The organism is Oribacterium sinus (assembly GCF_963553175.1).
GTDB lineage: Bacteria > Bacillota > Clostridia > Lachnospirales > Lachnospiraceae > Oribacterium > Oribacterium sinus_B.
The window spans coordinates 14,478-36,660 of the sequence record NZ_CAUVME010000022.1; the positions used below are offsets into that span (position 1 = coordinate 14,478).

General features: G+C 44.2%; 23 protein-coding genes and 3 tRNA genes. 14 read left to right on the top strand and 12 right to left on the bottom strand.

All coding sequences use genetic code 11. From position 1 onward, the window contains the following. Positions 1 to 14: 14 nt before the first annotated feature. Positions 15 to 2,696 (top strand): cation-translocating P-type ATPase, encoded by a 2,682-nt coding sequence (locus tag RYO92_RS07180; protein WP_315369945.1) that lies wholly within the window; start codon positions 15 to 17, stop codon positions 2,694 to 2,696. A gap of 309 nt (positions 2,697 to 3,005) precedes the next feature. Here RYO92_RS07180 and RYO92_RS07185 read toward each other — a convergent pair whose 3' ends face one another. The 3 genes from RYO92_RS07185 to RYO92_RS07195 all read right to left on the bottom strand — a co-directional run bounded on the left by RYO92_RS07185 (position 3,006) and on the right by RYO92_RS07195 (position 6,239). Continuing rightward, a complete protein-coding gene (locus RYO92_RS07185) occupies positions 3,006 to 3,800 on the bottom strand; it encodes a hypothetical protein (protein ID WP_315369946.1) in 795 nt (264 codons plus the stop codon). An 800-nt stretch (positions 3,801 to 4,600) separates the two neighbouring features. Next, the gene (locus RYO92_RS07190; RefSeq protein WP_315369947.1) at positions 4,601 to 5,287 is read right to left on the bottom strand and encodes a hypothetical protein; all 687 of its coding nucleotides are present in this window, start codon (positions 5,285 to 5,287) and stop codon (positions 4,601 to 4,603) included. A gap of 163 nt (positions 5,288 to 5,450) precedes the next feature. Beyond that, positions 5,451 to 6,239: a transglutaminase domain-containing protein gene (locus tag RYO92_RS07195; protein ID WP_315369948.1), complete on the bottom strand. Its 789-nt coding sequence runs from the start codon at positions 6,237 to 6,239 to the stop codon at positions 5,451 to 5,453. A 267-nt stretch (positions 6,240 to 6,506) separates the two neighbouring features. Between RYO92_RS07195 and RYO92_RS07200 the strand changes: the two genes are divergently transcribed. The 4 genes from RYO92_RS07200 (at position 6,507) to RYO92_RS07215 (ending at position 8,811) form a co-directional block, all read left to right on the top strand. Then, the gene (locus tag RYO92_RS07200; protein ID WP_314966089.1) at positions 6,507 to 7,007 is read left to right on the top strand and encodes a deoxycytidylate deaminase; all 501 of its coding nucleotides are present in this window, start codon (positions 6,507 to 6,509) and stop codon (positions 7,005 to 7,007) included. Between the two features lie 67 nt (positions 7,008 to 7,074). Then, positions 7,075 to 7,827 (top strand): endonuclease III, encoded by a 753-nt coding sequence (nth, locus tag RYO92_RS07205; RefSeq protein WP_007158223.1) that lies wholly within the window; start codon positions 7,075 to 7,077, stop codon positions 7,825 to 7,827. A 3-nt stretch (positions 7,828 to 7,830) separates the two neighbouring features. Then, on the top strand, positions 7,831 to 8,139 hold the full coding sequence (locus RYO92_RS07210; RefSeq protein ID WP_315369949.1) for a DUF6472 family protein: 309 nt from the start codon (positions 7,831 to 7,833) through the stop codon (positions 8,137 to 8,139). Positions 8,140 to 8,214: 75 nt separating this feature from the next. Beyond that, positions 8,215 to 8,811 (top strand): tRNA (cytidine(34)-2'-O)-methyltransferase, encoded by a 597-nt coding sequence (locus tag RYO92_RS07215; protein ID WP_314670699.1) that lies wholly within the window; start codon positions 8,215 to 8,217, stop codon positions 8,809 to 8,811. 5 nt (positions 8,812 to 8,816) lie between these two features. On the opposite strand, the gene RYO92_RS07220 is transcribed toward RYO92_RS07215, so the two are convergent. The 3 genes from RYO92_RS07220 to RYO92_RS07230 are packed head-to-tail and all read right to left on the bottom strand — an operon-like array spanning position 8,817 to position 9,744. Further along, positions 8,817 to 9,035, bottom strand: a complete 219-nt coding sequence (locus tag RYO92_RS07220; RefSeq protein ID WP_040649623.1) for a DUF3791 domain-containing protein — start codon at positions 9,033 to 9,035, stop codon at positions 8,817 to 8,819. Next, positions 9,032 to 9,502: a DUF3990 domain-containing protein gene (locus RYO92_RS07225; protein WP_314670696.1), complete on the bottom strand. Its 471-nt coding sequence runs from the start codon at positions 9,500 to 9,502 to the stop codon at positions 9,032 to 9,034. The genes RYO92_RS07220 and RYO92_RS07225 overlap by 4 nt, the downstream gene beginning before the upstream one ends. After that, the gene (locus RYO92_RS07230; RefSeq protein ID WP_314670695.1) at positions 9,499 to 9,744 is read right to left on the bottom strand and encodes a DUF3791 domain-containing protein; all 246 of its coding nucleotides are present in this window, start codon (positions 9,742 to 9,744) and stop codon (positions 9,499 to 9,501) included. Before RYO92_RS07230 ends, RYO92_RS07225 begins: the two co-directional genes overlap by 4 nt. 264 nt (positions 9,745 to 10,008) lie before the next feature. On the opposite strand from RYO92_RS07230, the gene RYO92_RS07235 reads away from it, so the two are divergent. Continuing rightward, positions 10,009 to 10,905, top strand: a complete 897-nt coding sequence (locus tag RYO92_RS07235; RefSeq protein ID WP_315369950.1) for a hypothetical protein — start codon at positions 10,009 to 10,011, stop codon at positions 10,903 to 10,905. A gap of 159 nt (positions 10,906 to 11,064) precedes the next feature. Here RYO92_RS07235 and RYO92_RS07240 read toward each other — a convergent pair whose 3' ends face one another. Further along, a complete protein-coding gene (locus tag RYO92_RS07240) occupies positions 11,065 to 12,702 on the bottom strand; it encodes an ABC-F family ATP-binding cassette domain-containing protein (RefSeq protein WP_315369951.1) in 1,638 nt (545 codons plus the stop codon). Positions 12,703 to 12,837: 135 nt separating this feature from the next. After that, positions 12,838 to 14,349 carry a C69 family dipeptidase gene (locus RYO92_RS07245; protein WP_315369952.1) on the bottom strand — a complete coding sequence of 504 codons (1,512 nt, stop codon included), beginning with the start codon at positions 14,347 to 14,349 and terminating at the stop codon, positions 12,838 to 12,840. Positions 14,350 to 14,710: 361 nt separating this feature from the next. Between RYO92_RS07245 and RYO92_RS07250 the strand changes: the two genes are divergently transcribed. The 8 genes from RYO92_RS07250 to RYO92_RS07285 all read left to right on the top strand — a co-directional run bounded on the left by RYO92_RS07250 (position 14,711) and on the right by RYO92_RS07285 (position 21,391). Then, entirely contained in the window at positions 14,711 to 16,393 is a 1,683-nt protein-coding gene (locus tag RYO92_RS07250; protein ID WP_315369953.1) for a methyl-accepting chemotaxis protein, read from the top strand. A 336-nt stretch (positions 16,394 to 16,729) separates the two neighbouring features. Then, positions 16,730 to 18,433, top strand: coding sequence for a M3 family oligoendopeptidase (locus RYO92_RS07255; RefSeq protein WP_315369954.1), 1,704 nt, complete (start codon positions 16,730 to 16,732; stop codon positions 18,431 to 18,433). Positions 18,434 to 18,481: 48 nt separating this feature from the next. Further along, positions 18,482 to 19,117, top strand: coding sequence for a uracil-DNA glycosylase family protein (locus RYO92_RS07260; protein WP_315369955.1), 636 nt, complete (start codon positions 18,482 to 18,484; stop codon positions 19,115 to 19,117). Positions 19,118 to 19,153: 36 nt separating this feature from the next. Beyond that, a complete protein-coding gene (locus RYO92_RS07265; RefSeq protein ID WP_315369956.1) occupies positions 19,154 to 19,369 on the top strand; it encodes a hypothetical protein in 216 nt (71 codons plus the stop codon). Further along, positions 19,356 to 19,934 (top strand): zeta toxin family protein, encoded by a 579-nt coding sequence (locus RYO92_RS07270; RefSeq protein WP_315369957.1) that lies wholly within the window; start codon positions 19,356 to 19,358, stop codon positions 19,932 to 19,934. Before RYO92_RS07265 ends, RYO92_RS07270 begins: the two co-directional genes overlap by 14 nt. Before the next feature lie 83 nt (positions 19,935 to 20,017). Then, complete coding sequence (locus RYO92_RS07275; protein WP_315369958.1) at positions 20,018 to 20,251, top strand: hypothetical protein; 234 nt, start codon at positions 20,018 to 20,020, stop codon at positions 20,249 to 20,251. Then, positions 20,241 to 21,116 (top strand): HipA domain-containing protein, encoded by an 876-nt coding sequence (locus tag RYO92_RS07280; RefSeq protein ID WP_315369959.1) that lies wholly within the window; start codon positions 20,241 to 20,243, stop codon positions 21,114 to 21,116. The genes RYO92_RS07275 and RYO92_RS07280 overlap by 11 nt, the downstream gene beginning before the upstream one ends. Continuing rightward, positions 21,113 to 21,391: a type II toxin-antitoxin system HicB family antitoxin gene (locus RYO92_RS07285; protein ID WP_315369960.1), complete on the top strand. Its 279-nt coding sequence runs from the start codon at positions 21,113 to 21,115 to the stop codon at positions 21,389 to 21,391. The genes RYO92_RS07280 and RYO92_RS07285 overlap by 4 nt, the downstream gene beginning before the upstream one ends. Here the strand turns inward: RYO92_RS07285 and RYO92_RS07290 are convergent. From RYO92_RS07290 to RYO92_RS07305, 4 genes are all read right to left on the bottom strand, one after another. Next, a complete protein-coding gene (locus RYO92_RS07290) occupies positions 21,381 to 21,620 on the bottom strand; it encodes a DUF2442 domain-containing protein (protein ID WP_315369961.1) in 240 nt (79 codons plus the stop codon). The genes RYO92_RS07285 and RYO92_RS07290 overlap by 11 nt on opposite strands. A 127-nt stretch (positions 21,621 to 21,747) precedes the next feature. Beyond that, positions 21,748 to 21,819: transfer RNA gene (locus tag RYO92_RS07295), tRNA-Gly, on the bottom strand. A gap of 12 nt (positions 21,820 to 21,831) precedes the next feature. Beyond that, positions 21,832 to 21,904: transfer RNA gene (locus RYO92_RS07300), tRNA-Phe, on the bottom strand. 6 nt (positions 21,905 to 21,910) lie between these two features. Beyond that, a tRNA-Gly gene (locus RYO92_RS07305) sits at positions 21,911 to 21,981 on the bottom strand. Positions 21,982 to 22,183: the final 202 nt, after the last annotated feature.

Genomic DNA, 22,183 nt, shown 5'->3' on the forward strand with positions numbered 1-22,183 from the left:
AAGGGTAAAGGAAAATGAAGGATCAAAACATGGAACAGAAAAGCACAAGAAAAGTATGGCAGGACAAGGCTTATCAAATGGAGATAGCCCAGCTGCTGAGAGCCGTAGAAAGTCCGGTGGAAACAGGACTTTCCTCTGCCGATGTAGCCAAAAGACAGGCAGAGTACGGCAGTAATGCTCTGGAAGTGGAGAAGCACTCTTCTCTATTAGAAAAATTTATAGAGCAATTTAAAGATTTTATGATTATCATCCTTTTGGCTGCTGCCGCTGTTTCTCTTTTTGCCAGCCATGAATGGCATGATGCGGTGATTATCCTTTTGGTGGTGGTTTTAAATGCCATTATGGGGGTGATTCAGGAGGCAAAGGCGGAGGAGGCTATCGATGCCTTAAAGGAAATGGCTTCTCCGGATGCCAGAGTTCGCAGAAACGGCAATGTGGAAACCATCAAATCCCATGAGCTGGTGCCGGGAGATATCGTGCTTTTGGAGGCAGGAGATATTGTTCCTGCAGATATGCGTCTCTTGGAAGCCAACTCCCTGAAGGTGGAGGAAGCGGCTCTTACCGGAGAATCCGTTCCCGTGGATAAGGACATTGCCCCCATTACTTTAGAGGATGCAGGAATCGGCGACCGGAAAAACATGGTTTATTCCGGTACCAATGTAACCTATGGCCGTGCCGTGGCAGTGGTTACCGCCATCGGTATGGATACGGAGGTGGGACATATCGCCAACATGCTGGCCCATGCGGAAAAGACCAAGACCCCTTTACAAAGGGATCAGGACCGTTTGGGAAAGAGCTTAACCATTATGATTCTGATTATTGCCGCAGTAACCTTTGTGGTGGGTCTGCTTCGGGGAAGAGCCATTACCGATATGCTTTTGGTATCCATTTCCCTGGCAGTAGCTGCTATTCCCGAGGGCTTACCTGCCATTTCCACCATCATCCTCTCTCTGGGAACCCGTTCTATGGCGGAGAGAAAGGCTCTGGTGCGTACTCTTCCGGCGGTGGAGACTCTGGGAGGCACCCAGGTAATCTGCTCCGATAAAACCGGAACCCTGACTCTGAACCAGATGACCATTGAGAAAGTGTATTTTGACGGAAAATCACAGGACCGCAACGCGGAAATTCCTGTGGATAATCCCCTCCTTCGCAGTCTTGTTTTGGCAAATGACACCAAGCTGGATGCAGAGGGAAAGCTGATTGGCGATCCTACGGAAACCGCTATGGTACAGTTTGCGTTAGATCAACATTTTCCTCTTCAGGAAAATGAGAGCAAGTACCCTCGTGTGCAGGAGCTGCCCTTTGATTCAAGCAGAAAGCTGATGAGTACCTTCCACCCCATGGGCGGAGAATTCCTGCTTTGCACCAAGGGTGCACCTGACCAGCTTTTACAGCGTTGCAGTCATATCGTGGAAAATGGAGAAGTTCGCCCCTTAACAGAGGAGGATAGAAAAACCATTCTCTCCGAAAATACCAAAATGGCAAGAGAGGCCCTTCGTGTTCTGGCGGGAGCTTATCAGATTTGTCATTCCGTACCGGACTCTCCCCGTTCCGAGGAAGTGGAGCAAAACCTGATTTTTGCCGGTCTTGTGGGCATGATTGACCCGGAGCGTAAGGAAGCGGCGGCAGCGATTTCCGTAGCCAAGGGCGCCGGCGTTCGTACCGTAATGATTACCGGCGACCATGCGGAAACCGCCCAGGCCATTGCCGAGCGTTTAGGCATTCTTCCTATGGGAGAGGATAATCGTGGGCATGTTTTAACCGGTGCCGAGCTGGAAATGATGTCCGATAAGGAGCTGGAGAAAAAGGTGCCGGAGATTTCCGTTTACGCCAGGGTTTCTCCGGAGCATAAGGTTCGAATTGTGAGAGCATGGCAGAAGAACGGCAAGATTGTTTCCATGACCGGTGACGGGGTAAATGATGCTCCTGCCTTGAAGCAGGCGGATATCGGTGTAGGTATGGGAATCACCGGTACGGAAGTTTCCAAGGGTGCTTCCGACATGGTGCTGGCGGATGATAACTTTGAAACCATTGTGGTAGCCATTGAAGAAGGAAGAAAGGTATTCTCCAATATTCAAAAGGCGGTACAGTACCTGCTTTCCGCAAACTTTGGAGAAGTGATTACCCTCTTTGTGGCAACCCTTTTGGGCTGGACCATCTTACAGCCGGTACATATCCTTTGGATTAACTTGGTAACGGACGTTTTCCCGGCTATCGCTTTAGGAATGGAAAAGGCTGAGCCGGATGTAATGCAGAGAAAGCCCAGAGAAAAGAGCTCCAGCTTCCTTTCTAACGGCGTACTGGAAAGCATTCTTTATCAGGGTGTTTTAGAGGGTGGACTGACGCTCTTCATCTATTGGATGGCAGGACAGTATTTCCACGAGGAAAACCTCTCCGAGACCATGGCCTTTGCCACCTTGGGACTGTTACAGCTCTTCCATGCCTTTAACGTAAAGTCCGTTTTCCGCTCCCTATTCAATGGAAATCCTTTGGACAATATTTACTTAAACGGTGCAGCACTGCTTTCCGCCTTCCTGCTTTTAGGCGTAATCGTTACTCCGGGAATCAATCAGTTCTTTGATGTAACCCCTCCAAGCCTTGTACAGTGGGCTATGGTTTTAGGTGTTTCCGTAAGCATTATTGTGTTCGTGGAGATTGCCAAGGCAATTTTCAGAGCAATACGGAAAGAAATGTAAACAAAATATCGCGCAGTTTCCGGGCGATACCCATTAAGAACCATCGCTAACATTTTCAAATGTTACCGATGATTCCAACCAATGTCTATAAAATAATAGTCCCTCTTCCGATATGAATTTTCAGATCGGAAAAGGGATTGTTTTGGTTTTAACAGTTCTTAGTAAATATTGTCTTTGTGCGTCATTGCTTAGTCAAGAAGGATCCGGTCAAAATCAGAGTACTAAGCAGGTATTTCCTTACTTTACAAATATCCTGTCTTTTCATCTATTTTCCATAAAAAATCTTCTCTTCCCATTCCATTAACTATCTTATTCAAAACGAGCGTTGGCTAAACCGATGTAATCTCCGTCATTTACTGAAATTGCCTTAATTCTTACCTTTTCGTAGCCGGAAATATCCACATCGATATCAAAGGCTTTGGTGTCATAATAGATGTCATCCGTTGCATAAAACTCTTCATCCTCTCCGGACAGCACCTGTAAAAGCATGCGATCGTCCCCATACCAACCATCCCATCTTTTTACCGGAAAAACAGTTGCCTTAAGATGGGTATATCCGGCAGAGTTATCAAACTCTATATATTCTCCATCCCAAAATCTAAAGCACTTGGTATAGGATTTATTCTCCCGATTACTTACTAAACTATCCTTTTTCTCGGCGTGATTCAAAAGTGGGGTAGCATTATACAAGGTCAATCCGCCCTGTTTGCCGCTTCTTCCTTCGCTTTTTTCATCGTCTTGGCTACTACCTTGGGAAGTATTTTTCACAGGATTTCCAGCCTGCCCACTTCCCATATTTCTGGTCTGAACCACCCCATTCACTACCCATGCACCACTGCCATTCACCTGATATCCGTCCGGTGTAGTCGCATTCATCATGCAATAGCCCATGCGATCAAAGTAGTAACACTCTGCAATGCCGTCGTTGTTTCCGTCAATCCACTGCCAGCTGCTGGAGGGCCAATTGCCGTTACCATAGTTGTACCACCAGCCATTTGCATCATTAATCCAGTTGCCCGCAAAGCTTGTAAGAGCAAATGCTCCTGTGCATAGCATGGTTGCCGCTAAAACTTTCATGGCTTTTTTTACATCCTGTCTCCTCATCTTCTACCTTCCTTTTTTTGTTTTCATGAATAGAACATCTTTACATAGCTTACTCAAAAGTAAAAGCTATTTATTCTCTTGGACTTTAACATGAAGGTATAGCTCATTCACTTACATTTTCTTACACCAAGGTCGGTGTAAGTTTGGTGTAAGGAGAAAAAAACAGTGGATTTTAGCCATTCCTTCTCAATTTTCTACACAGAAGAAAATTGCAATAAATAGTTGGAGTAGTCTTTTTTTACACAAAAAAAGAGGCTACAAAATCAAAATAAATGAATGTTTTCAGCAATATGGGTCTAAAATGGGGTAGTCTGAGCCCAACGGTACTTGCGAAAATCCGGCGATGTGAAGGACTGTAAAAATCAGTAATTGAAGCGAATAATGCAGTATGGGTCTATAATAGGGGCAATCTGAGCCCGTCAGTACTTACTGAAAGCGAGCAAAGCGAAGCTTGAAGTTAGTACTGCTACGAAGGCGAGGTTAGCGGGAGCGTGCCCTGATTATAGACCCATACTGCATTAGAGCTTATCTTTATAATAAATACAGTCCTTCAATATGACAGGTTTAAGCTAGCGGGAGCGTGCCCCGGCTTCAGACCTATATTGCGTAAAAAAACTATTTTGATTTTTATATAGCCTCTTTTAAATGCGAGGAGATGTTATGCTCTGCTTCTCATCGTCCATGATATAAATCCCTTTTGCAAGGGCTCTTCTGTCTGCGAGCCATCTCCCCGTGAAAAGACATCCCTGTCCTTTCTAAAAACTACTATTCCGGGAAATTTTTCTTCTGAAAAACCTTTTTTAATGTCCCATATTGGAACCGCTGGCTACCAGGTTGGAACCGGAAGCTACAGGCTTTGGAAGGTTGGAGCTGCTGGCCTTAGCGCCATTTTTCTTGCCGCTTGCGCCTCCTGCCCCTCCTGATCCGGAACTGCTTCCGCCGCCGGAGAAGCTGATAATGGTCTTTGTGGGAGTGGTGCTTGCTGCCGCCTCTGCGCTCTGCTTCTGCTCTACGGAAGGATATCCCTTTCCGGCCTCATATACGGGAGTGCCGTCAGCATTTACCCAATGTCCCTCAGCATCTACCTTATAGCCGTCCTTCTCGGAAGAAACCAAAAGCTCTCCGAACTTAGGGCCTTCTTCCTCCTGCAAATAGTAGGAATATCCTCCTACCCACTGCCAGCCCTGAAGAAGCTTTCCGAAGGTACCGTCGTGTAAAGTACTCATAAAGAACCATTTTCCGGCATCATTCTTCTGCCAACCGGAGAATAAAGTGCCGTCCTCCTTTAAGAAGAACCAGCTTCCGTCAGTATAAATCCAACCCTGATACTTGCTTCCGTCAGGCTTTACGAAAGACCACTGTCCCGCTTCCTGCTTCCAGCTTCCTTCTGTGTTTAATGGTGCCGCTACTGCGGGAATGGCAGATACCAGTAAAGCTGCTCCCAATCCCAATGCCAAAAGACTTCCTTTTCTTCCCATTCTTTTCATCTTTCTCTCCTTTACTTCCGTACTTACTTTCTCAGTACTCTTCCTTAGAAATTCACTTGTTTGTATTATTTCTTAAAAAGTTCTTTTCCGAGAGAAATCTTAACATAATCCATCGGCATTCTCAATATTTCTCCAAAATGTTATTAAATTCGTCAGAAATACTTTAGGATTTAACTTTTCTATTTTGATAATTTTTGAAAATTTTTTCTGTGATATGGTTGCCGGCAATTTCCTCCTCTGTTCGAAGAAAATATTTGTCGATAATCTGATTTTCTCCATCCTCCGTCACCGGATCATCCCAGGTACAATCCACAGAAAGCCATTTTCCGTCAATCCAAACCCTGTTCCAGGCATGGCTGCCTACTGCACCGCTTCTGCCAACGGACTTTCCTACCACAACCTCATGGGGAATGCCCAGAACCTCCATAAAATAATCAAAGGCTTCCACATAGCCGTTGCATACTGCAACTCCCTTCAGCATCACGCCTTCGATATGGTAAGAATCCTCCGGAATGGTTCGTCTTCTCTGGTTCTCAATATCGTACTTGGTCTGCTGAATAATCCAGTCATGAACCGCCTTCACCTTCTCCCTGTCGCTCATGGCGTCATTGCAAATCTGCTCCGCCACGGTGAAGACCTTAAGCTTTGCCACTGCCTCGGGAGAAGAGGCATCCAGACCATAAGCACGCCGTCCTTCCTTAATTCCGAAATGCAGGTAATGACTCCAAAAGGCGGAGGGATTCATTCCGTAGGCCTCCAGCACATCCGGATTATCCTTGGCATATTGCTCCGCATCCAGATATTCTCCATTTTCTCCGAAGCTTAAGGCGGTTCTCCTGTCTCCTTTTATGGGAGAGGCGTAGCTTTGCAGACTGAAAAGAAGGGGAAATAGCAAGAACAGCAGTAGCTTTATGCCCTTAGTCTTTAAGCTTTTGTTTTCGTATGGATTCATCTATGACCTCCTCACTGTCCCTGTTCGCAGCATCATTTTCCGCAGAAGCCTTCCTTTTGGTCATTTTCCTCTTTCTGCATAAGGCTTCCCTAATTATTAGCATTTATCCTATCGGACAGAACTTAAAATATATAGTGTTTATCATTACATCTTTTTTAATCTTTTTCTTATTTTCTTTTTTGAATTCGCTCTTTCCATTCCCCCTGCCTTTTGCTATCATTAGAGCCTAAAGAATACATGTTTTTTCGATGAAAAGGAGGGTTTTCTATGAGTGAAAATGAAAAGCGGCAGGACGCGATTTCCTGGGATGAGTATTTTATGGGAATCTGTACGCTATCCGCCCACCGTTCCAAGGACCCCTCCACCCAGGTAGGAGCCTGCATCGTTTCCCCGGATCATAAGATTCTCTCCATGGGCTACAACGGCTTCCCAAAGGGTTGCTCAGACGACATTTTTCCTTGGGCGAAAATGAAGGCAGAGCAGGATCCCTATAACGCCAAGTATTTTTATGTAACCCATGCGGAATTGAATGCCATTTTAAATTATAGGGGCGGTTCTTTAGAGGGGGCTACCATCTATGTTACCCTCTTCCCCTGCAATGAGTGTGCAAAGGCCATTATCCAATCCGGCATCAAGACTTTGGTATACTGGGAAGATAAGTATGCGGATACTCCTGCGGTAAAGGCTTCCAAGAGAATGTTGGACGCTGCCGGTGTACGCTATTACCCCTATCAACCTACCGGAAGAAGCATCACCATTGAATTTTAAGCTTCTCCCTTCGGTATCTTCGGGTACATTTTAAAAAAAATATCAATAGAAAGAAATACAGGAAATAATGTTTATTCGTTCTGAATCAAAGAAAAAAAGAGAAATGAGAGTTCGAGAAATCATGAAGAGGCTGGATGCCCATTATGGGGACCGGCCCATGATTTTTTTAGAGGCGGAAAATGCCTGGCAGTTGCTTTTTGCCACCATTTTAAGTGCCCAATGCACCGATGCCCGGGTAAATATGGTGACGGAAAAACTTTTTGTGAAATATAAAGATTTGCAGGCCTTTGTCGATTGTGATTTAAAGGAGCTGGAAGAGGATATCCATTCCACCGGCTTCTATCATAACAAGGCCAAAAATATGAAGGCCTGCGCCAAAGCGCTGGTGGAAGAATATGGAGGAGAAGTTCCCCGGAATATCGAAGCCTTAACCGGCCTTCCCGGTGTGGGACGGAAAACCGGAAATCTGATTTTAGGAAACATTTACCATATTCCATCTATCGTGGTGGACACCCATGTGAAGCGCATTTCCAACCGTTTGGGACTGGCGGATTCCCCGGATCCCACCAAGGTAGAGTTTCAGCTCATGGAGCATCTTCCGGAGGAGTTTTGGATTCGTTGGAACACCCACATCATTGCCTTGGGAAGGACCCTTTGTACTTCTCAGAATCCCAAGTGCGGCGAATGTTATTTGCAGGACCTCTGCCCTTCCAGCAAGAAGGATCCGGAGACCTGGCGGCCTGTAGGCGAAAGAAAGACAGTGGGAAAGAAAAAGACTGCTGCAAAGAAAGCAACGATGAAGAAAAGTTTGGAGGTTTAGTCCATGTGTGAATGTGAATTATGCAGAAATTTGGCTTTTGACGATGAAGAGGAAGACTATGAGTGCATGGCCGAATTTGATGAAGATGAAATTGCCAAGATGTGGCAGGAGGGTAGCCGTTCTCACTGCCCCAACTGGAAAAGCAATGAAAATGAATACCAGACCGTAAAATATCAGGCTATCGGACATTTGGCTATTGAGGGTGCGCACTCGGCAGGTTCTGCTTCCGAAAAGGAAGAGGATGCCGCAAAGAAAAAGAAAATCCTGGCGGATTCCATTGCCAAAAAAGTGGCGGCAAAGATTGGTTCCTAAGTCCTGTGAACTGCAAATCACCAAGAATATTATACGCTGAACCATAAAGATAATGGATAGAATCGGAGAGACTTTATGAATATCGTTTTACATGAACCGGAAATTCCTTTTAATACCGGAGCCATCGGCAGAACCTGCGTGGCAACCAAAAGTACCCTGCACCTGATTAAGCCCTACGGTTTTATTTTGAATGATAAAAATATCAAAAAAGCCGGCATGGATTACTGGCCTTTGTTAAAGCTTCGGGAATATATTTCCTATGAGGAATTTATGGCAGGTGTGGAGGAGGAAAGAAAGGAAATGGAAAAAGCGATGGGAGAAACTTCCTCGGAAAATACTCTTTCTGAAAATGTCGCCTCTGAAAACGCTCCCAAGACAAGTATTGCTCTTCCCAAGGTTTGGTACGCCACCACCAAGGCTCATAAAACCCATACGGAGGTCTCCTTTTCTCCCAATGATTACATTGTCTTCGGAAAGGAATCCGCAGGCATTCCGGAGGAAATTCTGGTGGACAACGAAGAACAGTGTATCCGCATTCCCATGTTGGAGGAGGCTCGCTCCTTAAATCTTTCCAATTCTGTAGCCATCATTTTATATGAAGCCCTCCGGCAGCAGGATTTTCCTTTCTTAAGTAAGGAAGGGGCATTACATCATTTGCAGTGGAAGGAATAGCGTTACTACTTTCTTTGAGAATCCTTATATTCTTCTTCCAACTCATCAATCAGATATAAGTCACTTCTGCAATGCATATCGGAAATGCCTTGGCTAATGAGTTGATACAGCTCAGATTTATAAAAAAAATCCAAGGCATTTTCTAAAGACATTTTTTCTTTCTCTGCAAAGCCTGCTATAATGCGGGCGTATTTTTTTTGTAAAAGAACGGGATGGGCATTCATAGGATTTCACTCCCTTCATAATGCAATACAGAAAGAGCCTCTTCTGTACGAAAGCAATACTGGATGTTAGGCTTTTCATAACGAAGCCTTTTTATTGCCTCTTCTTCATCAATCAAATGGTCAAAATAAAGCTCTACTGTATTAAACACCTTGTCATTTGCAATTCCGCCAATCACAATATCGTAGTCACTTTTATCCTGTCCACTCCTGCACTTCACTACAAAATCCAGCCAATCCAAAGAATAGGTATCGAAAGACAAAAGCTTTCTTTCGGCCATTTTCCTTTCATCCATAGAATATATGGACAATACAGCTTCTTTCCCCTGCCGTTTATAACGCTTACACCATTGTTCTGCTTGCTCTTTCAACGGAGTCGCATAAAATCCCCTGCCAAAATCCACATAGGGTCTGGAATGTAAAATATCCGGTTGGGGAATAGCCAAATTGGAACCATGATAGAGAATCATAGCTTCACCCCCCATTCTTTCATCACAGACAAAAGCTCCTGAAGGATATATTCTTTTCCTTGCGTATGAAGCACCTCATATTCCGGTATGATATAGTTCTGCAAAAAGTTTTTTCCACTGCTAAGCCCCTGATAAACACTTGCTCCATCCTTATGCAAAGCTTCTGCTAAACTTTCAATACAAAATAGGGTAAATTCCAGTTCATGAATGTTATTCAGTTTGTTTTCTACCGATTCTTTCATCACATTACCTCTACTCATTCCCTAGCTATAGCTGTATATTAGCATATATACATTCTATGCCAAATACTATTGCAAAAGTAAATTTTGCTTCATTTTTAAACTTATATACCTTATTGCACTAATGCTTTATTTTCTTTATAATCATTACAATATAATTCTGTTCGGAAAATCCTGACGTAAAATCTCCAACATTTATCCGCTCTTAGGTTTTCCACAGAATCGTTCTTGCTACAGTTAAATATTTTTCAAAAGGAGAATATCGTTATGGAACAATCCAAAAAATTCTTTCCCCTCTTGCTTTGCTCTGTCCTCTTTACTCTTACATTATCCTTTGTTTGCTTTGCAGGAAGTTGGAAGCAGGATGCCAAAGGTTATTGGTATCAAAATGATGACGGAAGCTACCCCAAAAATACCTGGCAATGGATTGATGCGGATGGCAATCACATTGCCTACTGCTACTACTTTGATGCAGAGGGTTATTGCCTGCTAAATCAAAAAACACCAGATGGATATCTGGTAAGCTCCAGTGGAGAATGGATTTTTGATGAGCTTTATTTTCCGGCAACAAAGCTTGTAAATACTCCTAACGTGGATGCCAATGTCTTACCTTATTTAGCTGCTTCCATCCACTATGGAATGTTTGATCCCTTTAACGAGAAAAATAGTTTCTCAGTTGATTTTACAGAAAAACAGCCAACTACCGAACAGACAAATCTAATTTTAACGGTTCTATCCAGCCCCTATTATGTGGAAAGCAATTTTCCGGACTTTGCGGCAAAATATTTTAGAACAGTCCGTTCTGATGGAGAGAAAGCGATTGCTTTGGATTGGGATAGCTATAGGCAAGTGCTGGAAGACTTATTGGGATTAGATGTTAGTGATAAAGCCTGGGAGTCCACTATCAAAGGTGGCGAAAATTACAATCTCATCAATAAAGATACTGCTATTTTCGGAGTAGGGGACTTTGGAGCGGAAGAGCCTTACTTTAATACAGAAAGCATTATTTTCGAAGATGGAAAATGGATTGTAAAAGGAAAATTCGCTTTCGTCTTCATTGAGGGGGGAGCCAGAAAGTACTCTTACCGCATCGTTGCAGAGGAAAATCCCCATAGTATTTTCGGACATTTAACCGTGCAAAAGCTGAAAGTGACGAAGGAATGAAAAATATTTAGAAAAGCATACTTATAGGACAAAACGAGTCCTATAAAAGAGAATCGACTCATAAGGCAAAACCTGTTGATTATAGAACCAAGATGGTTATTCAAAAAGCTCAGGCCATATGGTCTGAGCTTTTTTCTATGACATCTTTTTAAGCCTGTTTTAGTTATCCCCTGCATCTTCCTCGGAGAGAGTAAAGGTAAATCTCTTCTTGATTTCCTCATCGGATGCCAGGTACTCATCATAGGTGGTGAGCTTATCAATAAGCTTTCCGTCAATGATTTCCATGATACGGTTTGCAGTGGTTTCCACAACCTGATGGTCACGGGAAGCAAAAATGATAACGCCGGGGAAGTTCTTTAAACCGTCGTTCAAGGCGGAAATCGCTTCCATATCCAGGTGGTCTGTAGGCTCATCCAAAATCAGGACATTGGATCCGGAAATCATCATCTTGGAAAGCATACAACGAACCTTTTCTCCTCCGGAAAGGACGTTGACCTTCTTTACGCCGTCATCTCCCTTAAAGAGCATTCTTCCTAGATACCCTCTTACAAACTGGGTATCCTTGTCCGGAGAATACTGGGTAAGCCATTCCACAATGGTGTCCTCGGAATCAAATTCCTTGGTATTGTCCTTCGGGAAATAGGACTGGCTGGTGGTTAATCCCCACTTATAGTCTCCGGAATCCGGCTCCATTTCTCCGGAAAGAATCTGCATCAGTACGGTCTTTGCCAGCTCGTTAGGACCAACCAAAGCTACCTTATCGGTACGATTTAAGATAAAGCTGATATTGTCCAAAACCTTTACACCATTAATGGTCTTGGTCAGGTTGTTCACTTCCAAAACGTCATTTCCGATTTCACGGTTTGGCTTAAACTGGATATAGGGATACTGTCTGGAGGATGGCTTAATGTCATCTAACTCAATCTTCTCCAAAGCACGCTTTCTGGAAGTCGCCTGCTTGGACTTGGAAGCATTTGCCGAGAAACGCTGGATAAATTCCTGCAATTCCTTGATCTTCTCTTCCTTCTTTCGGTTGGCTTCCTTCTGCTGACGAACAATCAACTGAGAAGACTCAAACCAGAAATCATAGTTTCCGGCAAAGAGTGTAATCTTTCCGTAGTCGATATCCGCAATATTGGTACAAACCTTATTCAAGAAGTAACGGTCATGGCTGACTACAATCACGGTATTTTCAAAGTTAATCAGGAAGTCCTCCAGCCATTCGATGGAGCCCAAGTCCAGGTGGTTGGTCGGCTCGTCCAAAAGCAGGATGTCCGGATTTCCGAAAAGTGCCTTAGCCAAAAGTACCTTCACCTTCTCGGAACCCTTTAGCTCGTTCATCATCTTGTGGTGAAGCTCCGGGCCGATTCCCAGGCCGTTTAACATGGTCTCCGCATCGGACTCCGCATTCCAGCCGTCCATCAGGGCAAATTCTCCCTCCAGCTCTGCTGCACGGATACCGTCCTCGTCGGAGAAATCCGCCTTTGCGTAAAGCGCATCCTTTTCCTGCATCACTTCATACAGGCGCTTATTTCCCATGATTACGGTACTAAGCACAGGGTAAGCATCATATTTAAACTGATCCTGTTCCAATACGGACAAACGCTGTCCCGGGGTAATGATGACTTCACCGGAAGTGGGCTCCAAGGCTCCGGATAAAATCTTTAACAAGGTGGACTTACCGGCACCGTTGGCACCGATTACCCCATAACAGTTCCCCTCCGTAAACTTGATGTTGACCTCTTCAAAAAGGGCCTTCTTCCCTACACGATAGGTTACATTACTTGCTGCAATCATTTTTCCCCTCTCTGCTTCCGATATTTCGGAACTTTACTATAAAATGGCTTTTTCCCACCTATTATAAGGGGAAAGCCGAAGAACTGGCAAGGGGAGTAGGGCTTTTCCCCAAAAAAGTTCTTTGTTAATAGGCTTTTAAGCATCCGACCTGCCGTAGCCGTTCTTCATCTGGCAGCTGACTTCATAGAGTACTTTATCCAGTACGTCTTCGGTTTCTTTCTTTACCATGTCCGCTATCTTTGCATTGCATTCTTCTAATAAAGAGGAAATTCCTTTTTTCTTCTTTCCGTGCTTTTCCAGCTCTTCTTCAAAGGCCTTCATAATCGTATAAGCCTTGGTGGGTACTTTGCTTTGGTAGCGTTCAATATGGGAGCGGCAGTGGCTGTACTGGCTGTCTGCCAAAGCGCCGATAATGCGATTTGCCCAGTAGAAGCTTTCCGTGGTTACCCGTTTTTCCGTATTGGCAAAGTATTCCGGAGTCTTATCGATATTGGCATAGAAGGGCACAAAGGCGTTGAAGGTATTGGAGCCGAAGCAAACCCATTCCAAAACCGCATATTCCTTGGGCACATTCGGACGAATCTGGGTGAGGCTTAGGAAATTATTTCTGCTGATACCGATGGGGCGGTACTTTCCTCTTTCCTTTTCCTCCCCGTATTTTCCGTAGCAGTCATAGGGAGTTCCCTGGAAATGTGCGGAAAGAATATATTTTACATCCTCCGGCGTAATCTTTAATTCCGGGCATAAGCACCAGGGAATATCATCGGATTCCGGGGTAAACTCCGCATTTTCCCCTTCGAAACGGAAGGTATTGCGGTTAAAATATCTTGCCATATACCAGGCTCTTGGGGTGTTATACACATGGTCCGCATCGGAATGGGAGCCGAAGCACTCTCTTGGATTAATCCAGTCTCCCCCGGTCTTTTCGATTTCGTCTTCAAAGCGCAGATCCAAATGATTCTTTTTGATAAATTCCTTTAAATCCTTGGAACAGATGTATTCCTCCTGCTGCCCAAAGGCATCTTCAAAGTCAAAGTAGTCGATACCCAGCTGGTTTGGCATCATCACATAGGCATTGTCCGGCACTCTTCTGGCAATGTAGTGATGTCCGCCAATGGTTTCCATCCACCAGATTTCCTCAGAATCGGAAAAGGCAATGCCGTTCATCTCATAGGTTCCGTACTGATCCAGTAATTCTCCTAAACGAAGCACACCCTCTCTAGCGGAGTGAATGTAAGGAAGCACCAAAGTAACTAAATCCTCTTCACCGATTCCGCCGATTTGCTCCTCTTCTCCATCTTCCGCCTTTTTATACACTACCAGAGGGTCTCCGGAAAGCACCCGCTCATTACTGGTAATGGTTTCCGTTGCGGTCATGGAAACATTTTCACTGTTTACCCCTGCTGCTCCCCAGATGCCTTCTCCTGCCACCGCATTGGGCATGCAGGTATAGCGAAGGGGATTCTTGGGAAGGGGAATGGTCACATGGGACAGTACCGAGGTATAAGTCTCGCCCTGGTCCTTGGGTTCCACCACTATAAACTTCTTAGGGGAAAATGATCCTGAGCCGGAATCCTCATTTCTTGCAATCATAGTGGACCCGTCGTAGGATGCCTCTCTTCCTACCAAAATCGTTGTACAAGCCATCTTCTGCCTCCTTTATGTCTTATCCTTTTGTTCTGCTGAGGGTTTGTGACATTGCTTTCTGCCTTTAACCTCTATTTGTTCTGTTTTTTAGTATACCCCATTCCTAAGGGCTTTTCTATAGACGGAAAGATTCTTTCCCTTTTCATCTATTTGTATATTTTAAACAAAGCTCTAAAAAATAATATTTGTTCTTATTTACCCTTTGTCTTAGTTTAGAGCTTAATTAATTTTGTATCTTGCCGATAATCTAATACTTACACAGAACCGTAAGCAAAATACCATTATCTTAAACTGTTAGTATGCAGAATAGTATGCAAAAACAATGAAGACCAAGATATTGGACTCATCCTAGGAGGGGATTATGAAAAAGAGATGGAACCAGTCCACTAAATTAGCCTTTTTTTCGATTGGGAGTATTCTGCTTTTGCTCCTTACCGCATTTGCCGGTGTAGTAAATAAGGTGCAAAGCAAAAAAGCTACAGAACTTATAAAGGAGCAGTTTGAATTAACCGTGGCTGCCGGAGACTATTCCGATGGTAGTGTTACCCTGAGTAAAACCTCCAGAGCCTATGCCGCAACAGGCGATAAGGCTTATTTGGATGCCTACAACAAGGAACTGACCGTGGATAAAAACCGGGAAAATGCCGTGGAGGTCATGCATAAATACGGTTTAAGCGAGTCCGAAGAGGCCGCCTTAAAGGGAATGTCCGATGCCTCTACCTATCTTGCCGGTTTAGAGGCGCAGTCCTTTACCATGGTGGAACAGGGAGATCTTAAGGGAGCCTTGGACTTACTCTACAGTAAGGACTATCAGGAGAAGGAGCAGGCGGTTTCCGATGACTATGACACTCTTTATGATGAGGTAGCGGAAAGAACCCAGGGAGAGAGTCATGCTGCAGAACAAATGGCGGCCCTGACCCAATTTCTCAGCCTTTTCCTCCTGATTCCCACCATTATTTTCGTACTCATAACCGTGTTCTTCGTTCGGACAGAGCTGATGAAGCCTCTCCTTGCTATCAAAAATTGTATGCTGGGACTTTCTCAGGGTGAGCTGATGAATACCCATTTGGCTCTTCCCGTAGATGAAACCGAGGTGGGAAGCACCGTAAAGGCCATTAAGGATATGAATGCCCACTTAAAGTCCGTTATTGCGGATATCGTAAGCCGTTTAGGCAATATGGCTGCCGGAAATTTCCAGGATGAAGCCGCTTGCCCGAAGATGTACAAGGGAGATTATTCCGCCATCTGCGATTCCTTGAAGACTATCCAGTCCATGCTGAAGAGCACCTTATTGGAAATTGAAAATGCCTCTAAAGAGGTCAATGCCTCCGCCAAGGAAGTTTCCCATGGCAGCGATGTGCTTTCTCAAGGAGCCGCTGAACAGGCCAGCTCCTTGGAAGAGCTTTCCGCTACCATTCAGGCCGTATCCGATCAGGTACGAAACAATGCAGACAATGCGGAAAATGCCGCTCTCCTTTCCAAAACCACAGAGACGGAGCTGGAGTCCAGCAGTACACAAATGAATGCCTTAAATGACTCCATGAGCGAAATGAACCATACCGCTCAGGAAATCAGCAATATCATTCACACCATTGACGACATTGCCTTCCAGACCAATGTCTTAGCCTTAAATGCAGCCGTTGAGGCGGCAAGAGCCGGAGAGTTCGGCCGAGGCTTTGCTGTGGTTGCGGATGAAGTTAGAAATCTTGCCGGAAAGTCCGCAGAGGCGGCAAAGAACACCACCGCTCTCATTGAAAATACCGTGCGTTCCATCGAAACCGGTTCTCAGATGACCGAGGAAGCCGCAAAGTCTCTGGCACAGATTGTAAAGCGCTCTCAGGAAATGCACGAAAAGATTACGGAAATTGCAAGCCTTTCTCAAAGCCAGTCCAAGTCAGTGGAAGAAATTGCTCAGGGTCTGGAACAGGTGTCCGCTGTGGTACAGCATAACTCCGCTACTGCGGAAGAGTCCGCTGCCAGCAGCGCCAAGCTTTTTGATCAAGTGCAGACCATGGAAGAGCTTTTGGCAAAGTTCAAGTTATAAGGCTTTTCCTAAAATCAAATTGCATACTGCACTTACAAAGCTAAATATAAAAGCAATTCAGGAAACTATAGATTTCATTATGCTATCCCTCCAATCGCTCGGGCCTTCGGGTCCGGGTGATTTTTTTGCTTATATCGATTATCCCTCGCAAAGTGTGCGATATCTCCTTGTCTATACACTGACTAACGCTTTCCAAACATGCACTCCTCTGCCCGCCACAATTCTTCCGGGCTTCTCCATCAGCCCCGATGAAATTCCCTTCCCATTGACCTACCAAAAAAATCGTCTTATTATCAAGGTGTTTATGATGTCGGTCTGAGTATTGGAGGATAAAAAATGAAATTTAAAGATATGCCCTATGAGCGCATTTCCGTGGAAAGCATTAAAGAGGAAATGAAGGCGCTGATTCAAAAGCTGAAGAAAGCCAAGGATTTCGAAGAGGCGGAGGCTCTTTTCTTAGAAAATGAAAAGCTGCAAGGCCATGTATTTACCATGTGCAACCTTGCCCTGGTTCGCCACTCCATTAATACGGAAGATAAATTCTACGATGAGGAACAAAACTATTGGAACAATGCCTATCCTCAGATTCAGGAATTTAATCAGGAATGGACCAAGGCCCTTTTAGAGTCTCCCTTTAAAGATGATTTTGCCAGAAAATACGGAAACATTCTCTTCTTGAATGCAGAAATCGACTTAAAGACATTTTCCCCGGAAATCATCCCCATGATGCAGGAGGAAAATGAGCTGACCACCGCCTATGAAAAGCTTCTGGCAAGTGCGCAGATTCCCTTTGAAGGAAAAATCTACACCATTTCCCAGATGTCTCCCTTTAAAAATGACAAAGACGATGCCAGAAGACTGGCCGCTTGGAAGGCGGAAGGACAGTGGTATAAGGACAATCAGGGAGAGCTGGACCGTTTGTATGACAAGCTTGTGCATCTTCGGGATCAAATGGGGAAGAAGCTGGGCTATACCGACTTTACCGAGCTTGGCTACTACCGGATGAGAAGAAACTGCTACGACAAGCAAGATGTGCAAAAGTTCCGTGAGGCTGTGCAGAAGTATGTGGTGCCCGTTGCCGCAAAGATTTACGAAAGACAGGCTGAGCGGCTTGGAAAATCCTATCCCCTAAGCTATGCGGATGCGGCCATTGAATTCCGCTCCGGAAATCCGAAGCCGAAGGGAAATCCGGACGAAATCGTAGCTTCCGGAAAGAAGTTCTATGACTGGCTTTCTCCGGAAACGTCAGAATTTTTCAATCACATGATTGATGATGAGTTAATGGATCTGCTCTCCACCAAGGGCAAGCAGGGTGGGGGATATTGTACCTCCTTCCAGGACTACAAGACGCCCTTCATCTTTGCCAACTTTAACGGCACCCAGCATGATATTGAGGTCATCACCCATGAGGCAGGCCACGCCTTTGCCGCTTACCTGAACCGAAATCGGGTACCCTATGAGTGCATTTGGCCAAGCCTTGAGGCCTGTGAAGTCCACTCCATGTCCATGGAATTCTTTGCAGAGGCATTTTCCGAAGAGTTCTTCGGGGAGGATGCCGGAAAATACAATTACTCCCACTTGGCAGACGCCTTATGCTTTATTCCTTATGGCACCATGGTGGATCATTTTCAGCATATCGTGTATGAAAACCCGAATCTCAGCCCTGCAGAGCGACACGCCAAATGGAAGGAGCTGGTACAGATTTATCAGCCCTGGTTCAAGCTGGATGGAGAAATTCCTTTCTATAGTGAGGGAGAGGGCTGGCAGAGACAGCACCATATCTACTCTTCTCCCTTCTACTACATTGACTACTGCCTGGCACAAACCGTGGCTCTCCAGTTCTGGAACATGATTCAGAAGGATCAAAAGGAAGCTTGGCAGCACTACATGGCGTACACCAAGCAGGGCGGTTCCGTGGTTTTCACAAAGCTCCTAAAGAACGCCGGTCTGGAAAGTCCATTCCAGGAGAGCTGCCTTAGAGGAATCTGCGATACCGCGGCGAAATATCTTGCGGACTATGATTTAAACGGGATTGCATAAGAAAAATGGGCTTGGCTTATTTTTTGAGAATTGGAGGATGCTTAGCTTATGGCACAGAATAATAAAGCACTGAAAGCGCTTGTTGAGGAAATCAAAGCTCTTCCGGAAAATCAAAGCTATACAGAACGGGACGTCCCTCCCATTTTCCAATTCCATGAAGAATCTAAGATTCTTCTGGTGGGACAGGCTCCCGGCAGGAAGGTGGAGGAATCCGGTATTCCCTTCCACGACCTTTCCGGAAAACGCCTGATGGAGTGGATGGGCATTTCCGAAGAAATCTTTTATGGGAAATCCATCTCCATTATCCCTATAGACTTTTACTATCCGGGAAAAGGAAAGGGTGGTGACTTGCCTCCCCGCCCCTTTATGCGAAAATACCATGACGCGGTAGCCTCTCTCCTCCCTAAGGTGAAGCTTCGAATTTTGATTGGAAAATACGCCATTGCCCACTATGATTCGAAGGGAGCAAAGCTCCCCTTAAAGGACTTGCTGTATCCTTACGGAGAAGCATGGGAAAAGGACAATGGGACAAATTCTCTTTTGTCTGGACAGACTTCTTCGGAAATCTTGAATTTTCCTTTGGTACATCCCAGCCCTCTAAACTATGGATGGATTAAGAAAAATCCCTGGTTTATGGAGAGGAATGTGCCGCTATTGCAAAGGATGGTGAAGGAATTATTGTAAGTCATCCACTTTACTTTATAGGGAGGAGGATAAACGATGCCCGAAAAGCATAGCGATTTGAAGGACAAGCTGCAGCATTTATACCGGCAGTGTCGGGAAACACTATCTCCGGAAAATATGATTTTGTTTGACGAAATCGATTTTGAAAATGCCGAGGAGTTCAAGCTCTATATGACCCTATCTGAATTATTTCTTCAGGAACAACAGGAAGAGCTACTGAAAAGGAAAGAACAGGCCAATGGAAAACAATAAGAGATATACAATCTTTGCAGGCGTTAACGGCGCCGGAAAGTCCACATTATACACCTTGCTGAAGCAGGCAGAGCTCGGAGAGCGGATCAATGCGGACGAAATCTTGTTTAGCAACGGCTGGGACTGGCGAGACGAAAAAGCACAGTTTAAATCCATGCGCATTGCCGTAGATAAAATCAATCGCTGTATTCAATCCGGCACTTCCTTCAACCAGGAAACTACTCTCTCCGGTATTTCCATTGTAAAGACCATCCAAGCTGCGAAGGAGCAGGGATTTTTCGTGAAAATGTGTTACATCGGTTTGGAAAGTCCCGAACTGGCTATTGATCGGGTGGCAAAAAGAGTCACGGAAGGCGGCCACGGCATCAAAGAGGAAGACATCAGAAGGCGCTATGAAGCCTCTCTGAAAATGCTAAAAGACGTAGCACCCCTATGCGACTCTGTAGCTTTTTTTGATAATACCGTCAGATACAAAAAAGTTGCCAATCTAAACAACAAGCATTTACAGATTAAGGAATATGATATTCCTTGGTTCAATCGCGGGATGGAATGGATATCTCGTTAAAACTTAAAAAATGGGAATTATAGAAGTTATGCTCTATAATTTCCATTTTCGCTATAGGGAAAGATTGTTTGAAAGGAGGCTGAATGACAAAAGAAGAAATTTGGGAAATGACCCTTCCAAGATACTTGCGAAATGATATAGAAGCATACGTAAAAGGAGTAGAAGAAAATTCAAGTCTCCTGGATTGTCTTTGGGGAGAAGTCTACGGATCCATAAATTCTGCCCTATACAGTTACGTAATATCTGATGAACAGGCAAGGTTTTTACGAAAAAAGTACTTAGGCATCATTTTGGAGGACGACGAACATGTCGATTGACTTTACGAATTGTCCGGTGAATAAACTTCTTTGGTATGGAGGTGCAAATGGGAAGAAAATAGGCATTCAATATAATAATGAAACCTATATGCTGAAGATCCCTTCCTTCGTTAGAAACAGCTTGAAGCAGGATAATGATAATAGTTCTATCAATGAATATCTTTCCTGCCATATCTATGAAAGCTTAGGGATAGATACCCAGAAAACCATTCTTGGAACATATAAAGATACGCTTGCCGTAGCCTGCAAGGATTTTACCGAGGATGGCTCTGCATTAAAGGATTTTGCTTCCCTCAAAAATTCGATTCTTTGTAATTCAGAGAGTGGATATAGTACTGAATTGGATGGTATTTTAGAAACTATACAAACACAAGAAGTCATATCCTGCAAACTGCTTGAAGAACGTTTTTGGGATATGTTCGTTGTAGATGCTTTCATTAGAAATGTTGACAGACATAATGGGAATTGGGGATTTCTTATTAATAGGGCAAAAGGGAGCATACACTTAGCTCCCGTGTATGACTGTGGCTCTTCCTTATATCCTAGTCTCACTGAAGCCGGCATGAAAAATATCCTTTCCTCGGAAAGGGAAATGAACGATAGAATTTATGTCTTTCCAAATTCAGCAATTCAGTATAAAGATAGAAAAATTAATTATTTTGAATTTCTAAATACTACCGATAATATTGCCTGTTTAAAGGCGCTTAAACGAATTTATCCTAGAATCAATATGGATAAAATTAATGCTATTATTGAGAGCACCCCATATATTTCAGGTATTCAAAAAGATTTCTATCGAACTATGTTGGCACAGAGAAAAGCAAAGATACTTGATAGCGCAATAAAAAGAGGAGAAAGAAAATGAAATACGTTTATCCTGCAGTTTTTACACCTGAAGAAAATGGACAAATTTCCGTAAACTTTCCTGACTTAGAAAGCTGTTACACCTGTGGGGATGATTTAGTAGATGCTCTTGATATGGCTGAGGATGTTCTCGCTATGACATTAGTAAGCTATGAGAACAATAGCACTCCCATTCCGACTCCCTCTAAAAAGCTAAGTTTAGAAGACGGCGAATTTCAAAACTTTATTGCTTGTGATACAGATAGTTATAGAAAGCAAAACATTTCTATACACTGATGGAATTATTATACAATTCATACGGTGCGATATCCTGGCCGCCTTCCCACTCTACGGTATGGTTTGCAACCCTTACTTTTTTAAATGTTTCAAGGTCTTTTAATTCCCCGTACCACGCCCCGCTTATGTATGGCGAGACATCAAAGATTTTCTTTTCCCCGTTTTCGTATAAAAGCAAAAGCTTATAGTCGTCCTTAGGAGAAACGCTCAATAATTCAGGCTGTAACATATCCCCCCCTATTTTAAAGGCTCAATAGTAAAAGTTTTTTCGCCCTTCTCCAATAAATCCCAGTTAGCCAAAAGGTCATCGTAAAACAAAAGAAGCCTGCAAATCAGGCTTCTTTCTTTTCTTAGAGAGCGCGAGACGGGAATCGAACCCGCGACCTTCTCCTTGGCAAGGAGACATAGTACCACTCTACCACTCGCGCATATTGGTCAAATGCCCAGAACCGGAATCGAACCAGTGACACGAGGATTTTCAGTCCTCTGCTCTACCGACTGAGCTATCTGGGCAAAAAAAGCGGGTGATGGGAATCGAACCCACGTGTTCAGCTTGGAAGGCTGACATTCTACCATTGAACTACACCCGCATATATCCTTTAAAATTTTCAAGGCACGAATGGTATATTACAACATGGATGCATTCTTGTCAACAAATTTTTGAAAAAAGATGGAGTAAACATTTTTGAACAACTTTCACGGGTCGGTGAGAAACTGGTAAAACGCTGCAGTTCCAGAGACCCTTTTGAAATTGCAAGGCAGCTTGGTATTAATGTAATTTCGGTTCCCTGA